At 53.9% G+C, this 20,913-nt stretch carries 21 protein-coding genes and 1 other RNA gene; 8 read left to right on the top strand and 14 right to left on the bottom strand.

Annotation, left to right across the window (positions count from 1 at the left end):
• Positions 1-53: 53 nt before the first annotated feature.
• Positions 54-923, top strand: coding sequence for a 16S rRNA (cytidine(1402)-2'-O)-methyltransferase (rsmI, locus tag ACL2XJ_RS11235; RefSeq protein ID WP_413726504.1), 870 nt, complete (start codon positions 54-56; stop codon positions 921-923).
• 25 nt (positions 924-948) lie between these two features.
• Positions 949-1,349: RNase P RNA component class A (rnpB, locus tag ACL2XJ_RS11240), an RNA gene on the top strand.
• A gap of 41 nt (positions 1,350-1,390) precedes the next feature.
• On the opposite strand, the gene ACL2XJ_RS11245 is transcribed toward rnpB, so the two are convergent.
• Positions 1,391-2,089, bottom strand: a complete 699-nt coding sequence (locus ACL2XJ_RS11245) for a pirin family protein (protein ID WP_413726505.1) — start codon at positions 2,087-2,089, stop codon at positions 1,391-1,393.
• A gap of 172 nt (positions 2,090-2,261) precedes the next feature.
• On the opposite strand from ACL2XJ_RS11245, the gene ACL2XJ_RS11250 reads away from it, so the two are divergent.
• Complete coding sequence (locus ACL2XJ_RS11250; RefSeq protein WP_132923540.1) at positions 2,262-3,152, top strand: LysR family transcriptional regulator; 891 nt, start codon at positions 2,262-2,264, stop codon at positions 3,150-3,152.
• Between the two features lie 5 nt (positions 3,153-3,157).
• Here ACL2XJ_RS11250 and ACL2XJ_RS11255 read toward each other — a convergent pair whose 3' ends face one another.
• The 9 genes from ACL2XJ_RS11255 to ACL2XJ_RS11295 all read right to left on the bottom strand — a co-directional run bounded on the left by ACL2XJ_RS11255 (position 3,158) and on the right by ACL2XJ_RS11295 (position 10,181).
• Positions 3,158-4,159, bottom strand: coding sequence for a glutathione S-transferase family protein (locus ACL2XJ_RS11255; protein WP_413726506.1), 1,002 nt, complete (start codon positions 4,157-4,159; stop codon positions 3,158-3,160).
• A gap of 124 nt (positions 4,160-4,283) precedes the next feature.
• On the bottom strand, positions 4,284-4,679 hold the full coding sequence (locus ACL2XJ_RS11260; protein ID WP_132923538.1) for a DoxX family protein: 396 nt from the start codon (positions 4,677-4,679) through the stop codon (positions 4,284-4,286).
• A gap of 400 nt (positions 4,680-5,079) precedes the next feature.
• The gene (locus tag ACL2XJ_RS11265) at positions 5,080-5,358 is read right to left on the bottom strand and encodes a YqjK-like family protein (protein ID WP_413726507.1); all 279 of its coding nucleotides are present in this window, start codon (positions 5,356-5,358) and stop codon (positions 5,080-5,082) included.
• Positions 5,358-5,801 (bottom strand): phage holin family protein, encoded by a 444-nt coding sequence (locus tag ACL2XJ_RS11270; protein ID WP_132923536.1) that lies wholly within the window; start codon positions 5,799-5,801, stop codon positions 5,358-5,360. The genes ACL2XJ_RS11265 and ACL2XJ_RS11270 overlap by 1 nt, the downstream gene beginning before the upstream one ends.
• Before the next feature lie 2 nt (positions 5,802-5,803).
• Positions 5,804-6,109, bottom strand: coding sequence for a DUF883 family protein (locus ACL2XJ_RS11275; protein WP_132923535.1), 306 nt, complete (start codon positions 6,107-6,109; stop codon positions 5,804-5,806).
• 246 nt (positions 6,110-6,355) lie between these two features.
• Positions 6,356-6,733 (bottom strand): EnvZ/OmpR regulon moderator MzrA, encoded by a 378-nt coding sequence (gene mzrA / locus ACL2XJ_RS11280; RefSeq protein ID WP_413726508.1) that lies wholly within the window; start codon positions 6,731-6,733, stop codon positions 6,356-6,358.
• Entirely contained in the window at positions 6,733-7,407 is a 675-nt protein-coding gene (locus tag ACL2XJ_RS11285; protein WP_132923533.1) for a DedA family protein, read from the bottom strand. Before ACL2XJ_RS11285 ends, mzrA begins: the two co-directional genes overlap by 1 nt.
• Positions 7,408-7,831: 424 nt before the next feature.
• The gene (exuR, locus tag ACL2XJ_RS11290) at positions 7,832-8,608 is read right to left on the bottom strand and encodes a transcriptional regulator ExuR (protein ID WP_132923532.1); all 777 of its coding nucleotides are present in this window, start codon (positions 8,606-8,608) and stop codon (positions 7,832-7,834) included.
• A gap of 274 nt (positions 8,609-8,882) precedes the next feature.
• On the bottom strand, positions 8,883-10,181 hold the full coding sequence (locus ACL2XJ_RS11295; protein ID WP_413726509.1) for an MFS transporter: 1,299 nt from the start codon (positions 10,179-10,181) through the stop codon (positions 8,883-8,885).
• 539 nt (positions 10,182-10,720) lie between these two features.
• On the opposite strand from ACL2XJ_RS11295, the gene uxaC reads away from it, so the two are divergent.
• From uxaC to ACL2XJ_RS11315, 4 genes are all read left to right on the top strand, one after another.
• Positions 10,721-12,130 carry a glucuronate isomerase gene (gene uxaC / locus ACL2XJ_RS11300; protein WP_203522891.1) on the top strand — a complete coding sequence of 470 codons (1,410 nt, stop codon included), beginning with the start codon at positions 10,721-10,723 and terminating at the stop codon, positions 12,128-12,130.
• A 91-nt stretch (positions 12,131-12,221) separates the two neighbouring features.
• The gene (locus ACL2XJ_RS11305) at positions 12,222-13,673 is read left to right on the top strand and encodes a tagaturonate reductase (protein WP_132923530.1); all 1,452 of its coding nucleotides are present in this window, start codon (positions 12,222-12,224) and stop codon (positions 13,671-13,673) included.
• An 18-nt stretch (positions 13,674-13,691) separates the two neighbouring features.
• Positions 13,692-15,179: a UxaA family hydrolase gene (locus ACL2XJ_RS11310; RefSeq protein WP_132923529.1), complete on the top strand. Its 1,488-nt coding sequence runs from the start codon at positions 13,692-13,694 to the stop codon at positions 15,177-15,179.
• Between the two features lie 104 nt (positions 15,180-15,283).
• Positions 15,284-15,826: a YgjV family protein gene (locus ACL2XJ_RS11315; RefSeq protein WP_203522890.1), complete on the top strand. Its 543-nt coding sequence runs from the start codon at positions 15,284-15,286 to the stop codon at positions 15,824-15,826.
• Between the two features lie 24 nt (positions 15,827-15,850).
• Here the strand turns inward: ACL2XJ_RS11315 and ACL2XJ_RS11320 are convergent, their stop codons facing one another.
• The 3 genes from ACL2XJ_RS11320 to ACL2XJ_RS11330 form a co-directional block, all read right to left on the bottom strand.
• Positions 15,851-16,804, bottom strand: coding sequence for a TerC family protein (locus ACL2XJ_RS11320; RefSeq protein WP_132923527.1), 954 nt, complete (start codon positions 16,802-16,804; stop codon positions 15,851-15,853).
• A gap of 326 nt (positions 16,805-17,130) precedes the next feature.
• Complete coding sequence (locus ACL2XJ_RS11325; protein WP_413726510.1) at positions 17,131-17,865, bottom strand: glutamine amidotransferase; 735 nt, start codon at positions 17,863-17,865, stop codon at positions 17,131-17,133.
• The gene (locus ACL2XJ_RS11330) at positions 17,865-18,863 is read right to left on the bottom strand and encodes a Gfo/Idh/MocA family protein (protein WP_413726511.1); all 999 of its coding nucleotides are present in this window, start codon (positions 18,861-18,863) and stop codon (positions 17,865-17,867) included. The genes ACL2XJ_RS11325 and ACL2XJ_RS11330 overlap by 1 nt, the downstream gene beginning before the upstream one ends.
• A gap of 246 nt (positions 18,864-19,109) precedes the next feature.
• Between ACL2XJ_RS11330 and ACL2XJ_RS11335 the strand changes: the two genes are divergently transcribed.
• Complete coding sequence (locus tag ACL2XJ_RS11335) at positions 19,110-19,409, top strand: hypothetical protein (protein ID WP_132923524.1); 300 nt, start codon at positions 19,110-19,112, stop codon at positions 19,407-19,409.
• A 2-nt stretch (positions 19,410-19,411) separates the two neighbouring features.
• On the opposite strand, the gene ACL2XJ_RS11340 is transcribed toward ACL2XJ_RS11335, so the two are convergent.
• A complete protein-coding gene (locus tag ACL2XJ_RS11340; RefSeq protein ID WP_413726512.1) occupies positions 19,412-20,812 on the bottom strand; it encodes a hypothetical protein in 1,401 nt (466 codons plus the stop codon).
• Positions 20,813-20,913: the final 101 nt, after the last annotated feature.

Consider the following 20,913-nt stretch of genomic DNA (forward strand, 5'->3'; position numbering starts at 1 on the left):
AGTGATGTTTTTTTCAAGATGCTCAATATTAAATCGGCAATCCGGATGAGACAATGAATCAACACCAACAAGCGGATATTTCCGCATCAACGCTTTATGTGGTACCGACTCCCATTGGTAATCTGGAAGACATCACCCAACGGGCGCTGTCGATACTTCAGCGTGTTGATTTGATTGCCGCAGAAGATACCCGTCATACCGGCTTATTGTTACAACATTTTGCCATAAATGCGCGCTTGTTCGCGTTACATGATCATAACGAACAGCAAAAAGCGGAAGTATTACTGGCGAAACTGCAAGAAGGACAGAGTATAGCGCTGGTTTCAGATGCAGGCACGCCGCTGATTAACGATCCGGGCTATCATTTGGTGCGCCGCTGCCGTGACGCCGGTATCCGCGTGGTGCCGTTGCCGGGGCCCTGCGCCGCCATTACCGCGCTGTCCGCCGCCGGACTGCCCTCCGATCGTTTTTGTTACGAAGGTTTTCTGCCGGCCAAACGCAAAGGCAGGCAGGACAACCTGCGGGCCCTGGAACACGAACCGCGCACCCTGATCTTTTACGAGTCCACCCACCGCTTGCTGGAGAGCCTGCAGGACATGGAGGCGGTATGGGGGCCGGAACGGTATGTGGTGCTGGCGCGGGAGCTGACCAAGACCTGGGAAAATATCCACGGCGCGCCGGTGGGAGAATTGCTGGCCTGGGTCCTGGAGGATGAAAACCGCTCACGGGGCGAAATGGTGCTGATTGTGGAAGGATTCCACCCGCAGGAAGATGCGTTGCCGCCGGAATCGCTGCGTACCCTGGCCCTGTTGCAAAAAGAGCTGCCGCTGAATAAAGCCGCCGCTCTGGCCGCCGAAATCCACGGCGTGAAAAAAAATGCGCTCTATCGTTATGCCTTAGATAAGCTTGGGGATGACAATTGAATGAAAAGCCCTTATACTCCGCGCCGGAGTTGACCAGACAGTCGCCGCGCAACCGGTTATTTTCGGAATACAGCTGTGAAGTACGGCTTTCGGAAAGAACAGTTGCGGGGAGGAAAGTCCGGGCTCCATAGGGCAGGGTGCCAGGTAACGCCTGGGGGGTGCAAACCCACGACAAGTGCAACAGAGAGCAAACCGCCGATGGCCCGCATGCGGGATCAGGTAAGGGTGAAAGGGTGCGGTAAGAGCGCACCGCGCGGCTGGCAACAGTCTGCGGCACGGTAAACTCCACCCGGAGCAAGGCCAAATAGGGGTTCACAAGGTACGGCCCGTACTGAACCCGGGTAGGCTGCTTGAGCCAGCGCGCGAGCGCTGGCCTAGATGAATGACTGTCCACGACAGAACCCGGCTTACCGGTCATCTCCGACATTGCGTTAACCCCGTGCCCGTCAATGGCATGGGGTTTTTTTTTATCCCGCCAAATCAATCAGCAGCGCCCGCAGCGATGAATGGGCCCGTACCCTGATTTGCTGCTCATCATGAATAAACGCGCCGTCGCCGCAAGCCAGCGTGAGCAGATTCGTCTGGTGGTTGCCGATGTCCATGCCGCCGTGAATGGATTGCAAATAGGCCCGCGATCCTTTCGGCTTCAGGGTCAGGCTTTGGCCCGCCGCCAGCGCGATATGCCAGATCCACGCCTGCTGGCGTAAAACCACGCTGCCCTCCTCCCCATCGGGGGACGCCAGTAACGCCAGCGGACGTTCGGGCAGGGAAAAATGCTGGATCAACGGATTATCCCGCGCCGGACAGGCATCCAGCCAAAGCTGCATCCGGGTGAGGGGCGTGGCGCAAATATTGCGCTCGCTGTAACTGACGCCGGGCTGCGCCGCCAGCAGCAGGATATCACCCGCGCCGGCTTGAACATGGTTGCCTTCGCTGTCACGGTATTCCGCCTGGCCCTGCAAAATCAGGTTAAAAATATCCACTTGCGGGTAGGTGCGGGGCTGGAAAACGGCGCCGGGGCTCAAGACCTCCTGATTGAGAACCCGCAACGAGGCGTAACCCAGCATGTGGGGATCAAAGTAGTGCCCGAAAGAGAAGGTATAGCGGGCCTGTAGCCAGCCGTAATCCGCATGGCCGCACTGTTTGGCTGTTCTGTAAGTCATCATGGTGCATTCTGCTTATTTTGAGGTTTTGTAGGGTAAGGCTTGCCGCCCGCCGGCCCGTGGCGTTTGTGAAACGGTAACGCTAAAATCACTGTATAAATTGTAAGGGTCTGGACGGCGGAATGTTAGCAAGTTAATCTGGTCTCCATATTCAAAATTTCTGAATGAGACCCCGATGGCCAAAGAACGAGCACTAACGCTTGAAGCATTAAGGGTAATGGATGCTATTGATCGGCGCGGCAGCTTTGCCTCGGCGGCGGATGAGCTGGGCCGGGTGCCCTCGGCATTAAGCTATACCATGCAAAAACTTGAAGAAGAGTTGGATGTGGTCCTTTTCGATCGCTCAGGCCATCGCACCAAATTCACCAACGTCGGGAGAATGCTGCTGGAGCGCGGCAGAATACTGCTTGAGGCCGCGGACAAGCTCACCACCGACGCCGAAGCCCTGGCAAGGGGCTGGGAAACCCATATTACTCTGGTCACCGAGGCGTTGGTGCCCACCGAAAAGCTGTTTCCCCTGATTGAAAAACTGGCTCTCAAGGCCAATACCCAGGTTTCCCTTACCACCGAAGTGCTGGCGGGCGCCTGGGAACGCCTAGAGCAGGGGCGGGCGGATATCGTTATCGCTCCCGATATGCATTTTCGCGCGTCGTCGGAAATCAACAGCCGCAAACTCTATTCCGTATTGAATGTCTATGTCGCAAGTCCGGATCACCCGATTCACCAGGAACCGGAACCGTTATCCGAAGTGACCCGGGTCAAATACCGCGGCATCGCCATCGCCGATACCGCCCGGGAACGGCCGGTGCTGACCGTGCAACTGCTGGATAAGCAGCAGCGGCTAACGGTGAGTTCGATGCATGATAAACGGCAGGCGCTGCTGGCGGGTCTGGGCGTCGCCACCATGCCTTATCCGCTGGTGGCCGAGGATATCGCCGCCGGCCGTCTGCGCGTGGTCAGTCCGGAGTATAGCGTGGAGAGCGATATTATCATGGCCTGGCGCCGTGACAGCATGGGAGAAGCCAAATCCTGGTTCCTGCGGGAAATCCCCCGGCTGTTCGCCTGAGCCAATCAGTTATCCGCCGCCGGGCGGAAACGGTCATCGCGCCCATGGGGTTCGTTCAAATCCTGCTCCGGTCCGATGGAAATAATGCCGTACGGATTAATGGTGGCATGGCTGCGGTAATAGTGGTTGCGAATATGCTCAAAATTCACCGTATCGGCTATTCCCGGCATTTGGTAAATATCGCGCAAAAAGCCGGATAAATTCAGATAATCCTCAATCCTGCGGCGATCGCATTTGAAATGGGTGACATAAACCGGATCAAACCGGATAAGCGTGGTCCACAAACGCAAATCCGCCTCCGTCAGGCGATCGCCGGTCAGGTAGCGGTGTCGGCCCAAAAGCTCCTCAAGCCTGTCCAGCGCCGCGAACACGCCGGTTACCGCCTCGTCGTAAGCCCCCTGCGTGGTGGCGAAACCGGCCTTGTACACGCCGTTATTCACCTGGTCGTAAACCCAGCCGTTGATTTCGTCTATCCGTGAACGGAGTTCCTGCGGATAATAGTCGCCGGCGCGGGCGCCGACCGCATCAAACGCGCTGTTGAACATGCGGATAATATCCGCGGATTCATTGCTGACGATGGTCTGCCGCTCTTTATCCCACAATACCGGCACGGTGGCGCGTCCGCTATAGTCGGAATCCGCCTGGAGATAAAGCTGGTAGAGAAAATCCTTGTGGTAAAGCGGATCGCCGGTGGCGGCGGGAAAATCGGTGCCGAACGTCCAGCCGTTTTCCAGCATCAGCGGATGCACTACCGAAACCGGTATTATCTGATCCAATCCTTTCAGGTTCCGCATCAGCAGCGTACGGTGCGCCCAAGGACACGCCAGGGAAACGTACAGATGATAGCGATTGGCCGCCGCCTGATAGCCGTCGCCGCCCGAGGGGCCGGCTGCACCGTCGGCGGTGACCCAATTACGGAACTGCGAGGCCGAGCGTTCAAAACGGCCCCCGGTGGATTTGGTGTCGTACCATTTATCTTGCCATTGGCCTTCCACGAGCAGTCCCATGATGTATCCTTGGCTAAATCGGGTAATCAAATAGGCTATACGAGTTTGTTGACAAAGTGCCCGTCCCGCCTTTTTGACGCCGAGCACGTCTGTCAGCAGTCTGTCCCGCTTAATTATAAGCGGTTTACCATTTTTTGTTCAGAATGCGATCGATGCTGAAATATCCGGCGCCAAGCACCGCCAGCAGCAGGTAGCCGCCGGAAATCGACAGGTTCTTCATAAAGTTTATCTGATTGGCCGCCTGTGAAAAGTCGCTATGAAAGATAAACGCGGTCAATAGCACGAAGACCACTGTCACCAGCGCGACGGTACGGGTCAGGAAACCGAACAGTATCGCCAGGCCGCCGCCAAATTCCAGCAGGATGGTCAGGGGCAGCAGGAATCCCGGGACGCCCATGGACGCCATATACTGCTCCGTGCCGGCATAGCCGCCGCCCATTTTGCCGAAACCCGATACCACAAACAGTATCGGCATTAAAATACGCGCCACGAGAATGGCAGTATCATCTAATTTTTTCATTGTATTCCCACCCGATATTATAATGGCGGCATTCATAATGAACGCCGGTAACGCCAGGTTTTAAGCGGACTTATTCGGCTTAACATCCCTGATGTGCTTGATGGGGGGAATAGTATCCGGCGGGGGAGCAGGGCGATAGCAAGTAAAATTGTCTATTTCTATCAAATAAATTGAGTGAAGCGTGGCGGCATAAAAAATTGCCTGACGGCAGTTTAGACTGCTGACAGACGTGCTCGGAGTCAATAAGGCGGGACGGGCTGCTAGAAGAGTAAACCGTCCACGCCAGGGATGACGCGGATCGAGCCTACAGGGAGGTATTTAAGGCGTATTTACGATCCGGCAGCCTGTCCCGGCAGAACACTTTGTCAACAAACTCAACTGCCTGACGGCAGTTGAGCGATTAGCGTGATTGCAGGGTGGAGCGGATCAATTTGAGCGTGCCGAGGATACCCACCGCCCGTTTGGTCCAGCGTATGAACCGGCTGGGATGGCGGATATTGTAAAGGGCCAGCAGGCTTGAGCCGGCGATAAGATATTTACGCAGGTGAACCAGCCGGATCCAACTGCGGTCATAGCGGTAAGTGGCATACAGCCACTCCCGCTTTTGTACCGAGAGGTCCAACCGTTGCTGATGGATACGCCGCAGAAGCTCGGCTTTGGTCTGTCGGGAATGGGGCATTATCTGGCCTCCCTTTCTCTTTTACGCTCCCGTTCCTCTTCCTGGATTTCATCCTGCACTTTTTCCAGAATATTGCGATCGGCCAGCAGCTCTTCCCGGCTGGAGCCCAGCAGCGTCGATTTACGCGCTTTGCTCAGGGTCCAAAACGCGCCGATGATCGCCAGCAGGAACAGCACACCGGTTGTGGTGGCGATGGCCGTCAGGCGGTATTGCGGATCAATGGCCCAAATCAATAACACCAACAGGCTCATGAGTCCGAATGCGGCCAGCAGCAGCGTAATCCCCGCCATCATCAACAGCTGGATTATATTGGCCTTTTCTTGCTCCAGTTCAACCACCGCCAGCCGCAGGCGGGTTTCAGCCATACCGACAAGAATGGTAATAATCCGCTGGCCGATGGCGAATACACCCTTACCCGGGCCTTGAGTCTGCGATTCAATCATAATCAGCGCCGCGTGAATAATGCGCCGAGGACAAAGCCCACCAGGGCACCCACGCCGATTCCCGCCCAGGGATTTTCATGGACATATTCATCAGCCTTGCCCGCCACGACCTTGGTCTGTTCGGCCAGGCGTTCGCCGCTGTCTCCAAGACGGTTGCGGGTTTCTTTCAGTGCGCTTTCGGCTTTATTGCGTAAATTATCGAATTCCGCTTTAGATTTCTGAGAGGAGCCGCGCAGCACTTCTTCCAGCGTATCCGCCAATGATTTTAATTCAGCGCGTAAATGTTCAGAGGTAGTGTCTTTAGCCATTTTTTACTCCTTAGACGTTTACGAATAATGGCGGCCTGAAGGGACATAGTCCCTGAGCCTTCCTGGTCGGCAGATGAATGCTAACAATCAGCTTATCTACTGATATTTAATGTATGTTTAAAGCGTAGCCCTGGATTTAACAAACCGCAAAAACTTATAGCTTTTACGTGGGCTTAATTTTATGCCACGGCGCCGGGCGGCGGCGAAACGCGTCCGCCCGGCGCCGTGGCGAGGCCGGATCCACCCTCAGATAGCGGATATATCCCGATTGAAGCAGTAAAGCCACCGCCAGCGGGGATACTGACGGCTGTGGGATATCCTGTAGGTCTCCGGCAGCAAATCTTCCAGAGCGGTTTGCGCCGCCGAAGCCTGCTCCGGTGAATCCAGCAGGATAATGAGACTGTCTTTGGCAGGCGTAATGCTTTTGATCCTGATACCGCGCTCATCCAGTCGCTGGTAAATATAAAAACCGTCGGGCAGCGATCCGCGTTCGTTGGCAAGGGTTATTTGCAGCGCGGTTTCTTTTGTGAACAGGGCGGGCGCCAGCACCAGCAACAACAGCAGCGCCATCACCGCGGTCAGTCCCGACCGCCAGGAAATTTTTTCTTGAAGCCTCGTAAACATTACAGTCCTTTACCGATGTCGGGCGCGTTTTTCTTGCGCCACAATATCACCAGGGATCCCGCCAGACCGATAACCAGGAAGACCAAGGGCAGCAGCATCAAGCACAGCATCAATTCGTCTTCGTAGTACTGGAACAAGGCGGTTTTACCCAGGGCAAAACCTACCGTGGTCAGGAGGAATACCCATATCAGGGCGCTTATCCAATTAAAAAACTGGAAGCGGATATTGCTCAGCCCCGATAACCCGGCGATGGTGGGCAGCAGTGTCCGCACAAACGCCACGAACCGGCCGATAAGCAGCGCTGACAGGCCGTGGCGATGGAACATTAAATGGGCCCGTTCATGGTAGTGTCGCGGCAAATGGGATAACCAGCTTTGCACCAGCCGGGTATTGCCCAGCCACTTGCCTTGAATATAACTTATCCAGGATCCCAAACTGGCGGCGACGGTCAAGACCAGCAGCGTAAGGGGGAAGTTCATCGCCCCTTTCGATATCAGCACGCCCACCAGGATAAGCAGGCTGTCCCCGGGCAGAAATGCCGCCGGCAGCAGGCCGTTTTCCAAAAACAAAATGACAAACAGCACCAGATAGATGGTCCAAACCAGCGTTGGGTCGGAAAGTGTTTCAAAATCCTGTTGCCAAAGGGCATGAACCAGGTCTTTCAATATATCCATGCAGCATTCCTAACGTGTAACAGCATCAGATTGCTCCCCGGCGGCCAGAGCAGTTTTAATAGGTGTCCGGAACGGGGGCGGCGTAGCAGAATAAAGTCGCAGTAACGGTCTCACCCGTCGGCGGGGCAAGGAGCATGGCCAGTCCGGCAAGCGCAAAACCAGGTTGCGCATGGGACGGCATCTGAAATGCAGCAGGCGTGAATACGCTGCTGATGTGCTCAAAATTGTAAATAAAACGACTTCACTGTAACAAAATTAAACAGACTGAGACAGAGGAATATACGCGAGAATGCCAGAGACGGGAGGCTTTTTTTTGACAAAAAAGGTTAATTCAGGCCATTTTTACCTGACCTGACAGAAAGAGAACAATTATTGACTCGTTCCGCCTTCCCCGAGGGAAGCCGGAACAGCAAAATCGGCGGCGCTATTTTGTGCCGGTGGCGACGTTATCCAGATGGACCACTGGATTTTCGGTAAACATATACCGGTCTACGTTGAATTCGAAATCATCTGTGGTGGCATGAAACAGCATCTGCTTGGTGTTTTCCAGGTGTTGCCACATGGCCAGTTTGGCTGCGTAGGGATCCTTGCGGATTAACGCCTTGAGAATATGGTCGTGATCCTCGCACCAGCTTTCGATGGATTTATCATCGATATGTTCATGCAGCTTGCGCCAGTAAGGGTTATGCAGGCGCTGGCTCCACATTTGCTCGACGATGGTGGCCATGGCGGTATTCTGCGTCGCCAGCGCCACCTGGACATGGAATTTCAGGTCCCACTTCGAATCGCGGAACCGGTCTTCCTGCCGGGCGTTTTCCTGGATATCCATAAGCAGCACGATATCTTGCCGGGTCACCTGGGTGGCGGCAAATTCGGCGACATTGCTTTCAATCAGCTGGCGCGCCTGCAGCAGTTCGAAAGGCCCAGGGGTAGTGAATAACACTTCGCCGCTGGGGACCAGTAGATTCTTTTGCTGGTTTGACACGACATGAATGCCCGAGCCTTTACGTACTTCAACGTAACCTTCCACCTCGAGCATGATGATGGCTTCGCGCACCACGGTGCGGCTGACATTCATTTCTTCCGAGATAAAACGTTCCGCGGGCAGTTTTTCACCAACGCGATAGACACCGGACTCAATCCGCTTTTTCAGTTCAGCGGCCAGCTGTTGATATAATCGCCGGGTTTCTGTGAATTCCATAATGCGTGCTCTTAAAGGTAGGTAAACGTATCATCCGCTCGCGTACAGTCCGTCGCCATATTCACTATGGAACTGACGAGAAGCCATTATTTGTTATACCACTTTACCCTGTCAGCGCCTAGATGGCACTGTGTCCGTGATCGTACTTTTAACCGGTTTATTTTTCCGTTAAGGAAAAAAATCCCCGGCGGTGCTTTGGGCATTGGCCGGGGATACTGCCCTTCGAAACAGGGAGTGATGCTTGCCGCGTGATTTAGCGCGGCAAGCAGGGTTATTACCCGTGCGCCGGTTTAAGCGGCTCGATATTGGCAACAGGCGGCTGTACCGGGTTATTGCGCAACAGGACCCAGATAAAGAATACGGCCAGCAAATCGAACACCGACAGGATGGCGAACAGCGGGCTGAAACCAATGGTATCGGCCAATGCACCCACCACCAGGGCGAACAGGGTACTGGCGGTCCAGGCAGCCATACCGGTCAAACCGTTGGCGGTAGCCACTTCGTTGCGACCGAAGACGTCTGACGACAGGGTTATCAACGAACCGGACAGGGACTGATGGGCAAAACCACCGATACACAGCAAGGCAATTGCCACGTAGGGACTGGTGAACAGACCGATAAGCCCTGGGCCAATCATCAGGAAACCACCCAGCGTTACCACGAGTTTACGGGAAATGATCAGGTTCACGCCGAATACGCGCTGGAAGAACGGGGGCATATAACCACCCAGTACGCAGCCGAGGTCCGCAAACAGCATCGGCATCCAGGCAAACATCGCGATTTCTTTCAGGTTAAAGCCATAGGCCTTGAACATGAACAGCGGGATCCAGGCATTAAAGGTACCCCAGGCCGGCTCGGCCAGGAAACGCGGAATGGCGATACCCCAGAAATCACGTTTTTGAATGATCTGCCAGGCAGACATTTTTTTCGTATTGTTAATCTGGTGCTGTGCTTCCTGACCACCAAGAATATACTCGCGCTCTTCGTCGCTGAGCTTGGTCTGGTTTTTCGGGTGTTTGTAGAAAATCAGCCAGGAAATCGCCCAGGCCAGGCTCAATGCGCCCACCAGCACGAACGCCAGCTGCCAGCTGTGGATCATGATGGCCCATACCACCAGCGGCGGAGCAATCATCCCGCCGATTGACGATCCGACGTTAAACCAGCCAACCGCGATGGAACGCTCTTTGGCGGGGAACCATTCACTGCTGGCCTTCAGGCCGGCCGGAATCATTGCCGCTTCCGCCATACCTACCGCGCCACGTGCAATGGCCAGGCCGCCCCAGCTGGTTGCCAGCGCGGTCGCCATACAGAACAGCGCCCAGACGATAGCGAATACCGCGTAGCCAACTTTGGTACCCAGCATGTCCAGAACATATCCGGCTACTGGTTGCATGATGGTATAACAAGCGGAATAGGCCGCGATGATATACGAATATTGCTGTGTGCTAATGTGCAGCTGCCCCATGAGGGTAGGCGCCGCTACGGCAACGGCGTTACGCGTTAGGTAACCTAGTATCGTGCCGACGGTGACCAGCGCGATCATATACCAGCGTAACCCTTTTATTTTACGCATTACCACTTCTCCCGATGAGTATGAACCGCCATCTCAATTTCCCAGATATGATGGGATGGCGGATACCTGAGCCAGTCCGGAGGACTCTCCCTCCGGGTGTAGTTATAGTCTGGCGGATCGTGGCTTAACCTTGCCGACAACGCCTTGCCAACGTTGTCGCCTGGCGCTGCGAATCACCACCTAAAAACTTCGGCGGAAACCCCGCACCCCGACCTGCCGGATGAGGCAATGACTCAAAATGCAGTCATTGCAACAAAAATGATTGAGTCCAAACTCAATGTGGCGCTACGATAACTTGTCATACAGATTTAAAAGTTGAGAGCCATCACAAAAACCATTTTTTATTTAGGGGATAATCATTTTGTCCCGTTAGCCGGGGCGAAAGCCCAAAGCTGACCAATAGATAGTGAGTTTTTGTTACTTTTGGCAGGAAAAGCTATAACGATTCAGGCAGAAACGTTCAAATCTGCTAAATTGGTATAACACCTTCCAACAATTTAGAAACATAACTCATGAGAAATGAAGGTGAGGAGCCTGAAATGTCCCAGTTTTTGACTGAAGATTTTTTACTGGATAGCGAATTTGCTCGCCGTTTGTATAACGAATATGCCGTTGATCAACCGATTTTTGACTATCATTGCCATTTGCCGCCGGAACAAATCGCGGGAAATTACCGTTTCAAAAATCTGTATGATATCTGGTTGAAGGGTGATCATTATAAATGGCGTGCCATGCGCACCAACGGTGTGGCTGAGCGTTTTTGCACCGGCGACGCCGGCGACTGGGAAAAATTTGAAGCCTGGGCGCAAACGGTACCGCACACCATTGGTAATCCTCTTTATCATTGGACGCATTTGGAACTGCGCCGTCCGTTCGGTATTACCGATACGCTGCTTTCCGGTGAAACCGCCCGCCAGACCTGGGATCGTTGCAACGCGCTGCTGGCGAAGGATGACTTCACTGCCCGCGGTATCATCTCGCAGATGAACGTGAAAGTGATTTGTACCACCGACGATCCGGTGGATTCCCTGGAACATCACAGCACCATCGCGGCTGACGGCAGCTTCAAGACCAAGGTATTGCCGGCCTGGCGTCCGGATAAAGCGTTTAATATCGAGGCGGCGGGTTTCAACGATTATCTGAAACGCTTGGAAGAAGTCTCCGACACCGCCATCAGCGGATTCGGCGCGTTCCGCACCGCGTTGACCAAACGCCTGGATCACTTTGCCGCCCACGGCTGCAAACTGTCCGACCATGCGCTGGACGTCGTGGTTTACGGCGAAGCGGATGAAAATACCCTTAACGGCATATTGAGCCGTCGCCTGAGCGGCACCTTGCCGACCCAGGAAGAAATTGCCCAATTCAAGACTGCCGTACTGGTATTCCTTGGCGGCGAATATGCCCGCCGCGGATGGGTGCAGCAATACCATATCGGCGCGCTGCGCAACAATAACAGCCGCTTGTTCAAACAGCTCGGGCCGGATGTCGGTTTCGATTCCACCAACGACCAGCCGGTGGCCATGGCGCTGTCCCGCTTATTGGATGCCCAGGCTAAAGAGAATGCGCTGCCGAAGACCATTATTTATTGCCTGAACCCGTCGGATAATGAAGTTATCGGCACCATGATCGGCAATTTCCAGGGCGAAGGCATGCCCGGCAAAATGCAGTTCGGTTCCGGCTGGTGGTTTAACGATCAGAAAGACGGCATGCAGCGTCAGATGACCCAGTTGGCAACCCTTGGTTTGCTGAGCCGCTTCGTAGGCATGCTCACCGATAGCCGCAGTTTCCTGTCTTACACCCGTCATGAGTATTTCCGTCGCATTCTGTGCCGGATGATCGGCCATTGGGTACAGGATGGCGAAGCGCCCGCGGATATCAAGCTGCTGGGTGACATGGTGAAAAACATTTGTTTCGATAACGCGAAAAACTACTTTGACGTAGGGCTTTGATAACTAAGGCAGGCCAGACGGCCTGCCTGGTTTCAGCGATCAAGCGATTTTTTATTGCCCGACAGCGGGTAATTTTTAAGGTAAATACAGAATGAAAACGTTAAACCGTCAAAACTTCCCGGGTCGTCAATATACGGATCGCGTGATCCAATTCGGCGAAGGAAATTTTCTGCGTGCTTTTGTCGACTGGCAGCTTGATTTGCTCAATGAGCATACCGACCTCGATGCCGGGGTTGTGATCGTTCGTCCCATCAATTCCGATTTTCCGCCGTCGCTGGATACCCAGGACGGTCTATATACCACCATTATCCGCGGCCTGAACGAACAGGGCGAAGCGGTGCGCGAGCCGCGCCTTATCCGTTCGGTGAACCGGGAAATCAATATCTACAAGCAGTTTGACGAGTATTTAGCGCTGGCCCACGACGCCAATATTCGTTTTGTCTTCTCCAATACCACCGAAGCCGGCATCAGCTACGTTGCCGACGATAAACTCACCGATACGCCGCCCGCCAGCTATCCGGCCAAATTAACCCGCCTGCTTTATGAACGCTTCAGCCATTTTGACGGCGCTGCGGATAAAGGCTGGGTATTGCTGCCGTGCGAACTCATCGATTATAACGGCAAGGCTCTGAAAGAGCTGGTATTGCGTTACGCGCAGCAGTGGGCGTTGCCGGCGCAATTCACCACCTGGCTGAACGAACACAATACCTTCTGTTCGACGCTGGTGGATCGCATCGTTACCGGGCACCCCCGCGGTGAAGTTGATGCGTTGCAGGCGGAGCTGGGCTATCAAGATACCTTCCTCGATACCGCCGAATATTTTTACCTGTTTGTTATCCAGGGACCGCAGTGGCTGGCGAAAGAACTGCGCCTGGACAAGCTTGAACTGAACGTCCGCATCGTCGACGACATCAAACCCTATAAAGAACGTAAAGTGGCTATTCTCAACGGCGCCCATACCGCGCTGGTGCCGGTGGCGTTCCTGTCCGGGCTCAATACCGTCGGCGAGGCCATGAACGACAAACTGATAAGCGGTTATGTGGAAAAAACCATTGCCGAAGATATTGTACCGGTACTGGACCTGCCCCACGACGAACTGACGTCGTTTGCCCAGGCGGTATTGAGCCGTTTCCGCAATCCCTTTATCCAGCATCAATTATTATCCATTGCGCTCAACGGGATGACAAAATTCCGCACCCGTATCCTGCCGCAATTGTTGACCTACCGTGAACAACACGGCGAGCTGCCTGCCCGGCTCACTTTTGCCTTGGCCGCGCTGATTGCGTTTTATCGCGGCGAACGCGATGGCGAAAGTTATCCGTTGCAGGACGATGATAAATGGCTCACCCGTTACAAATCGCTTTGGAGCGGTGTGAACAGTGGTGAAATCGCGTTAAGCACATTAGTGAATGACGTACTCGGTGATACCGGGCATTGGGAGCAGGATCTGCTCAAGGTTCCCGGTCTGGCGGAACAGGTGGAACAGCAGTTGCAGGCCATTCTAGACAATGGCATGCGCGCTGCGGTTACCGCCTACAGCTAAACGCATAAAGGTTATTTCATGCAAATTATTAAAATACATCCATTGGACAATGTGGCGGTCGCCCTGCAAGACCTCGACGCAAATGACACGGTGGATATAGACGGCGTGACCATCACGCTGCCGCAACCCATCGCTCGGGGGCATAAGTTTGCCCTGGCGCCTATCGGCGAAGGAGAGATGATTGTCAAGTATGGCCTGCCCATCGGCCATGCCCTCAGTAACATCGCTCCGGGTCAGCATATTCATTCCCAGAACGCCAAGACCAATCTTAGCGATCTGGATGAATATCAATACCAGCCGGCGTTCCGGACCCTGCCGGCGCAAATGCCGGATCGCGAGATCCAGATTTATCGGCGCAAAAACGGCCTGGTGGGGATCCGTAATGAACTGTGGATCCTGCCTACCGTCGGCTGCGTTAACGGCATCGCCAAGCAAATCCAGCAGCGTTTCCTTAAAGAGACGTTTGGGGCGGAGGATATCGACGGCGTGCATCTGTTCACGCACCCGTTCGGTTGCTCGCAATTGGGGCAGGATCATGAAAACACCCGCACCATGTTGCAGAACATGGTACGCCATCCCAATGCCGGCGCAGTGCTGGTAATTGGTTTGGGCTGTGAAAACAATCAGGTGGATGTCTTTCGTAAAACCCTGGGTGAATACGATCCCGACCGCGTAACCTTTATGGTCTGCCAGCAGCAGGATGATGAAGTGGAAGCGGGGCTGGAATGCCTGCGCGCCTTGTATCTGGCCATGCGTGAAGACAAGCGCCAGCCGGGCAAACTCAGTGAACTGAAGTTTGGTTTGGAATGCGGCGGCTCCGACGGGCTGTCCGGTATTACCGCCAACCCGCTGCTGGGCCGTTTTTCAGATTATGTTATCGCCAATGGCGGCACATCGGTACTGACGGAAGTGCCTGAAATGTTCGGCGCCGAACGGATCCTGATGAGCCGTTGCCGCGACGAAGAGACCTTCACCAAAACCGTCAACATGGTCAATGATTTCAAAAGATACTTCATGGCCCATGAGCAGCCGATTTATGAAAATCCCTCGCCGGGGAACAAGGCGGGCGGCATCACCACCCTGGAGGAGAAATCCCTGGGATGTACGCAAAAAGCCGGTCAAAGCAAGGTCATGGATGTGTTGAAGTATGGCGAACGTCTGCATGTGCCGGGGCTTAACCTGCTGAGCGCGCCGGGCAACGATGCGGTGGCCACCAGTGCGCTGGCGGGCGCCGGGTGCCATATGGTGCTGTTCAGTACCGGTCGCGGTACGCCTTACGGCGGTTTTGTGCCGACGGTGAAATTGGCCACCAACAGCGAACTGGCGAATAAAAAGCCGCATTGGATTGATTTCGACGCCGGCAGGCTTATCCACGGTATGTCCATGGAAGAAGTGCTGGGGCAATTTATCGATTTGATCGCGGAAATCGCCAGCGGCAAACATACGCGTAATGAAGTTAATGACTTTCGCGAACTGGCTATTTTCAAAAGCGGCGTAACATTGTAATTAACCGCTCTTGGCCTTAGTATAGAAACGGTGTTTCAATTTTGAAGCACCGTTTGTTTTTATGCGCCATACAGTTTTGCGTCATTTAATAGGAACGCCGTACCATGAGCCTTTACTGGATCGCCCAAGCAGTGGGGGGATTGGCTTTTATCGTCGGCATCACCATGTTTATCAAGCGTGATGACCGCAAATTCAAACTGCAGCTTTCTTTATACAGCGCCATTATCGGTTGCCACTTCTTTTTAATGGGCGCCAACGCCGCGGGCGCGAGCGCGGAGCTTAATGCGCTGCGCACCCTGATAGCCACCCGCACCCGCAGTATCATGGTGATGTTTGTCTTTATCATCCTGACCACGGCGCTGGGCCTTGGCGAAGTGAAGCACTGGGTCGAACTGTTGCCGGTTACCGGCACGGTAGCCAGCACCTGGGCGCTGTTCCGTACCCGCGGACTCACCACCCGTTGCATTATGTGGTGCTCCACCGCCGGCTGGGTGACCCATAATCTGTGGCTGGGTTCCATTGGCGGTTCGTTGACCGAGGGCAGTTTTCTTATCGTCAACGGCATTGCCATCATCCGTTTTCGCCGTATGCAGCTGCGCGGCATCGACCCGTTCAAGGACGAGACCACGGCGGTCAGCACCCGATAGTCTTGCCGATGCCTGACCCAGGCATTACTGGTTACCGCGCGTATCCCGGCGATGATTGATCCAGGCGTTGATTATCAGCGTGCCGGCTAATATCGCCGCCACCGCGCCCAGCGAAACGGAAATCGGGATATGGATAAAATCCACTATCATCATTTTCACGCCGATAAAAACCAGGATCACCGCCAGCCCGTATTTCAATAGCGAGAAGCGTTCGGCAACCCCGGCCAGCATAAAATACATAGCGCGCAGGCCGAGGATGGCAAACAGATTGGATGTCAGGACGATAAAGGGATCTGTGGTCACGGCAAAAATGGCCGGGATGCTATCGACGGCGAATATCACGTCGCTGAATTCCACCAGTATCAGCACCAGCAACAGGGGAGTGGCAAACAGCAAGCCGTTGCGCCGGATAAAAAAGCGCTCTCCCTGCAATTGATCGGTCATGCGTAAATGCCCGCGCAGCCAGCGGACCAATGGTTTTTCACCCAATACGGCGTCGTTCTCTTTTGAGAAGGCCATCTTGATGCCGGTCAGCAGTAAAAACGCGCCGAACAGATAGAGCAGCCACTGGAATTGCGTCACCAGCCAACTGCCGCCGAAAATCATCAGGGTACGCAGCACGATGGCTCCCAGTACCCCGTAAATCAATACCCGGCGCTGCATCTGGGTCGGGATGGCAAAATAACCGAACAGCATCAGCCAGACAAACACGTTGTCCACCGCCAGGGCTTTCTCTATAAGGTAGCCGGTGAGAAAAGCCAGCGCTTGGGTGTCGGCGACGGCCCGCCCTTGGGTGTCGGAGAGATGCCACCATAAGGCGGCGTTGAACAGCAGGGACAGCGAAACCCAGACCACCGACCACCAGGCGGCGCGTTTGAGCGTCATGGTGCGGCCCTGGAGCAACAGATCCACGGCCAGCATAATCACCACCACCAGGATAAAACCGCCCCACAGCAGAGGCGTGCCAACGGTATTCATATGCGATTTCCTTCATAAAAAAAACGGCTAACCGCGGAAGGCGTCAGCCGTTTTCCCCATTCCGGGCTGTAAACGAACCTTGCCTTCCGGCAAGGTCTCACTTACAACGCAGATGAATTTTTCTATTCTGGTTGCCCGGTAGCCGGATGCGCAAGCATCGTAATGACGGCAAACCGACGAAGAAGTTACTCCCCTTTGCTAAGGGAACAATAATGTAAAAATTTGCGACAGTCAACTTGCCCGCCGCCGTCGCGCTTTTCGCCGTCAGCTTCCGCTGCACGCCGGCTGTTTAAACCGCGAGGCTCGGGTTAAAGCGCGGCAAAGGGTCACGACCCTTTGCGTAAAATATAGCGGTTAACAAATGTCGCCATCAGATCCCGGCTTTGCGGCGTACCGCTAATACCGGTGCCCACCCGTGCCAGCTCCAGCTCCCGTTCCGGCTGTTCCTCCGTCATGGACCGCAGAAAGCCGTGCATGACTTCAGCGGTGAATTCCGGATGGAACTGCACGGTTATCGTATTTTCGCCATAGCGCAGGATCTGATGGGGATCTCGCTGGGAACGGGCCAATACCACCGCCTCCGGCGGAGGGGTCAGCACGGTTTGTGAATGGATAAGGTTCACCGGGAAGCCCTGCGTCAACGATGCCAGCAAGGGATCTTGCCCAGCCGCCGGCAACAGTTCGATATCCAAGGTGCCCAGCTCCATGCCGCCGGGATGATAGTCCACCTCGCCGCCCATGGCGTAGGCCAGCAGTTGATGTCCATAACATACCCCGAAAATCGGCACGCGTTCCGCCATGGCCTGGCGCAGCCAGCCGGCGGCGAATTCACTCCAGGGCAAGCGGTCGGTCACCATGGCCGATGAACCGGTAATCAACACACCGCCATAGGCGCCGGGCTCCTGCGGCCGATCACCCGACGGCAAATGCACCACCGCCGCCTGTTCCGGCCGCAGACCCGCGGCGGCGAGAAACATACGGTCATAGTTACCGTTAGCCTGGCTGACCTCCTCGGGGGCATCGCCGGTTTGCAGAATCAATACCGGTAGGGACCGCGCCATTATGCCACCGTATCGGCACGGGAACGGTCAGCGGGGAAGACAACCCCGGTCTGGCGCCGTATCTCCGTCAGCAGTTTAGCCGTACTGCGGGATACTGCCAGGCCATCATGGTTGACGTCGCCATTTTCCACCAGCGCGGCGAACCGCTCCGCCTCGTATAGCATGGTATTGATATGCTGCGGCTGGCTCAAATCCTGTTTGTTGCCGTTGCGCGGAACCAGGAAAAGCTGCTGGCATTCGGACATTTTCTCGATGACCAATGAACCGTCCTCTCCCTGGATTTCGCAGGGCAATACCGTTTGGCTGACTTTGGAGTGCAGCAATGTGACATCAAAATCACCGTAGTTCAGGCAGACCGTGCCATGGGCGTCAACGCCGCTTGCCAGAAGCGTCGCACTGGCCTGCAAAGAATGGGGTTCGCCCCACAGCGCCACGGCGGCGGCCAGCATATAAAACCCGATATCCATAATCGAACCATTGGAGAAGGCCGGATTAAAGGTATTCGGCAGCTCGCCGTCCAGATATTTCTGGTAGCGGGAAGAGTACTGGCAGTAATTCAGCAGCGCCTTGCGAACCTTGCCGATACGAGGCAATGCCTGTTGAAGCGCCAGGAAATTAGGTAAACTGGCGGTTTTGAATGCCTCGAACAGCACCACCTGATGCTCCCGCGCGCAGGTTATCATCTGTTCCACTTCCCACAGGTTCGAGGCCAAGGGCTTTTCGCAAATGACGTGCTTTTTATTGCGCATAAACAGCAATGCCTGGGGGCAATGAAAAGAATTGGGACTGGCGATATATACCGCATCCACGGCATCGGATGCCGCCATTGCTTCCAGAGAATCAAAATAATGTTCTACGGGATAATCCTTTCCCATTTTTTGCGCTGCCGCGATATCCCGGGAATAGATAGCGGACAGTTTCAGTTTGCCGCTCTCATGGGCGGCATCGATAAATTGGCGAGTGATCCAATTGGTACCTATCACAGCGAAGCGAATCATACCTAATTTTTACCCTACGCAATATTTGGATACCCTAGATTATCATGCTAACCATATCAGGCCAATATTCCCTTAATTCTCAAGATTGGGAGGAATTTGTCGACAAATCCTATAGGGCAATGACGCCCGGTCGGACTACTATAGTCACCAAACGAGCCGGCCCTTTGCCCGCGCCGCCGCCATAAGGTTTGTTGGTTGGCCGGTCACTCGTTATACTTCGCTAAGGGTGAATTTTAAGGAACCATCATGTTGTTGCAAGAGTTCGAAGTACGTATAAATAATGCCTTAACGGAGCTTGAGCAAAGCTTTGCGCGACACCAGCGGCAATGGCAGCTGGATCGTGAGGCATTGCAACAGCAATTGGATCTGAGCATGCGGCGCGAGGCGAAACTGCGCGAGCAAAATGCATTACTGATAAGCCAGCTCAATAATCTCGACACGTCGCCCGATCGCAACCCGCTAATCCATAAGATTAAAATACTCAGTGCGCACATTGATGCGCTGGCAAAGGATGCAGCGGCTTTTCGTCAATCTTGCCGCATGTGACATCACGCCGGCCCATGGTCTTGTTCCCTGTCTTTCTCCCGCTCTTTTTTACTGAGTTCTTTAAAGGTAACAGCCGGAACATTATTTCCCTTTCTACCAAGATCGGCGGGCGTCAGGGGAAATACGTTTCTCAGATGAGTTCGCAGATTATTCCAAAGGGTCGGGGCAGGGCGGGTGTTCTTTTTTTCAAATACCACGGGCATGTCGTATGCCTGCAGCTTATAAAGCAGTTCAAGCATATCATCCCGGTCCTGCAAACCGTCGACATAGCCGTTTATCATACAATCCAGCACAAATTGAAAACGAAGCAGGGAGCTGGTGGTCCGTCTGCCTGCCTGCAACACGATGTTAAGAGTTTCCAAATGGACAATATAATTTTCGAACATCTCCCCCAGGAGATTGGGTTCATCACGGGCGGCGTAGTGCGCAGATAAGCACAGTTTGAAAAAGTTGTAGGTATGGAGGCCGCAGTCATTGTGGTATTGAAACGGTTGGCGCAGAGCGATGATTTTCGCCTCCTCACCCGGCTCAATCAGGCACTTAATCAATGCTGACTTATTATCATTTGTGTCGGGTGGGCTATTGCTGTCAAAAAGGGTAAAGTGATAACCCTCAGTCGTCTTGACGGCGAGGACCGCGCTGAAATGCCCGTCCGCCGCCCGTTGCGAGCTGTTATTAAGGGATGTGGACAGGATTGGGAACAGCAGTTTTTGCCCTGGAACAAGCCGCTTGAGTTTTTCCTTGGCGTTGTTTTTGAATAATACCGATTCGTCTTTGAGGTACTTGCCGAGATCAAAAGGGTCAATAGCCTCGTTCTCACTATACAGTAGCGTGCTGGAGAAAAAGATACCCTCTTTGTCCACGGTAAGTAAGTAAATGGCGGTATCCAGTACCTGTCTGTCCATAGGATGGTAGGTGTGAGTCATGGGCGCAAGCGCCTTTGGAATTGTCAGAAAATGACCTATACTCTGAAATAAATCCGTTAATTCAGTTAAGTCGTCGGCTAATCTGGCCATTTTTATATTGGACAACGTCATGGCGCAGAGTCTGGCTTTGATTCTTGTATTCAAATGCTCAAGATTAATCTGCCGTCGGACGGCAGCATAAAATAACAGTGATGCGCTTTGGTAAATCCTATCCCTTACCTGATTCCCCTGCCCCTCGCAGATCATAACGTCGTAAAGTTTTATCCCCAGAACGACTGATTTGCTGATGTCGCAAGGACCAAGCGGATTCGCTGGGGTAACGGGACACTGTTGCCATAGCTGGACAATAATGTCTGCTCTGGTATCTATATCCCCGTCATAGAACCTGTGCATTACCCTTTTTTCATCGTTCCGACAACGAAAATCAAGAGTGGGTATGGTCTGGGATGCAAGGGAATTTCCATTCAAGTGAAGCATACAAGCCTCTTGGGAAATTTATTTAAGGATATTTTCACTCTCTAAACCTGATTCAATTATTTATTAAATTCTTGTGATTATTTAAGTGAGATATAATTCAA

The sequence above is a fragment of the Sodalis sp. RH16 genome, assembly GCF_047324245.1.
Taxonomy (GTDB): domain Bacteria; phylum Pseudomonadota; class Gammaproteobacteria; order Enterobacterales; family Enterobacteriaceae; genus Acerihabitans; species Acerihabitans ligni.

What these genes read in the sequence shown, in the direction of transcription:
- rsmI (WP_413726504.1), top strand. Translation starts at nt 54, where the DNA reads ATGAATCAACACCAACAAGCGGATATTTCCGCATCAACGCTTTATGTG.
- ACL2XJ_RS11245 (WP_413726505.1), bottom strand. Translation starts at nt 2,089, where the DNA reads ATGATGACTTACAGAACAGCCAAACAGTGCGGCCATGCGGATTACGGC.
- ACL2XJ_RS11250 (WP_132923540.1), top strand. Translation starts at nt 2,262, where the DNA reads ATGGCCAAAGAACGAGCACTAACGCTTGAAGCATTAAGGGTAATGGAT.
- ACL2XJ_RS11255 (WP_413726506.1), bottom strand. Translation starts at nt 4,159, where the DNA reads ATGGGACTGCTCGTGGAAGGCCAATGGCAAGATAAATGGTACGACACC.
- ACL2XJ_RS11260 (WP_132923538.1), bottom strand. Translation starts at nt 4,679, where the DNA reads ATGAAAAAATTAGATGATACTGCCATTCTCGTGGCGCGTATTTTAATG.
- ACL2XJ_RS11265 (WP_413726507.1), bottom strand. Translation starts at nt 5,358, where the DNA reads ATGCCCCATTCCCGACAGACCAAAGCCGAGCTTCTGCGGCGTATCCAT.
- ACL2XJ_RS11270 (WP_132923536.1), bottom strand. Translation starts at nt 5,801, where the DNA reads ATGATTGAATCGCAGACTCAAGGCCCGGGTAAGGGTGTATTCGCCATC.
- ACL2XJ_RS11275 (WP_132923535.1), bottom strand. Translation starts at nt 6,109, where the DNA reads ATGGCTAAAGACACTACCTCTGAACATTTACGCGCTGAATTAAAATCA.
- mzrA (WP_413726508.1), bottom strand. Translation starts at nt 6,733, where the DNA reads ATGTTTACGAGGCTTCAAGAAAAAATTTCCTGGCGGTCGGGACTGACC.
- ACL2XJ_RS11285 (WP_132923533.1), bottom strand. Translation starts at nt 7,407, where the DNA reads ATGGATATATTGAAAGACCTGGTTCATGCCCTTTGGCAACAGGATTTT.
- exuR (WP_132923532.1), bottom strand. Translation starts at nt 8,608, where the DNA reads ATGGAATTCACAGAAACCCGGCGATTATATCAACAGCTGGCCGCTGAA.
- ACL2XJ_RS11295 (WP_413726509.1), bottom strand. Translation starts at nt 10,181, where the DNA reads ATGCGTAAAATAAAAGGGTTACGCTGGTATATGATCGCGCTGGTCACC.
- uxaC (WP_203522891.1), top strand. Translation starts at nt 10,721, where the DNA reads ATGTCCCAGTTTTTGACTGAAGATTTTTTACTGGATAGCGAATTTGCT.
- ACL2XJ_RS11305 (WP_132923530.1), top strand. Translation starts at nt 12,222, where the DNA reads ATGAAAACGTTAAACCGTCAAAACTTCCCGGGTCGTCAATATACGGAT.
- ACL2XJ_RS11310 (WP_132923529.1), top strand. Translation starts at nt 13,692, where the DNA reads ATGCAAATTATTAAAATACATCCATTGGACAATGTGGCGGTCGCCCTG.
- ACL2XJ_RS11315 (WP_203522890.1), top strand. Translation starts at nt 15,284, where the DNA reads ATGAGCCTTTACTGGATCGCCCAAGCAGTGGGGGGATTGGCTTTTATC.
- ACL2XJ_RS11320 (WP_132923527.1), bottom strand. Translation starts at nt 16,804, where the DNA reads ATGAATACCGTTGGCACGCCTCTGCTGTGGGGCGGTTTTATCCTGGTG.
- ACL2XJ_RS11325 (WP_413726510.1), bottom strand. Translation starts at nt 17,865, where the DNA reads ATGGCGCGGTCCCTACCGGTATTGATTCTGCAAACCGGCGATGCCCCC.
- ACL2XJ_RS11330 (WP_413726511.1), bottom strand. Translation starts at nt 18,863, where the DNA reads ATGATTCGCTTCGCTGTGATAGGTACCAATTGGATCACTCGCCAATTT.
- ACL2XJ_RS11335 (WP_132923524.1), top strand. Translation starts at nt 19,110, where the DNA reads ATGTTGTTGCAAGAGTTCGAAGTACGTATAAATAATGCCTTAACGGAG.
- ACL2XJ_RS11340 (WP_413726512.1), bottom strand. Translation starts at nt 20,812, where the DNA reads ATGCTTCACTTGAATGGAAATTCCCTTGCATCCCAGACCATACCCACT.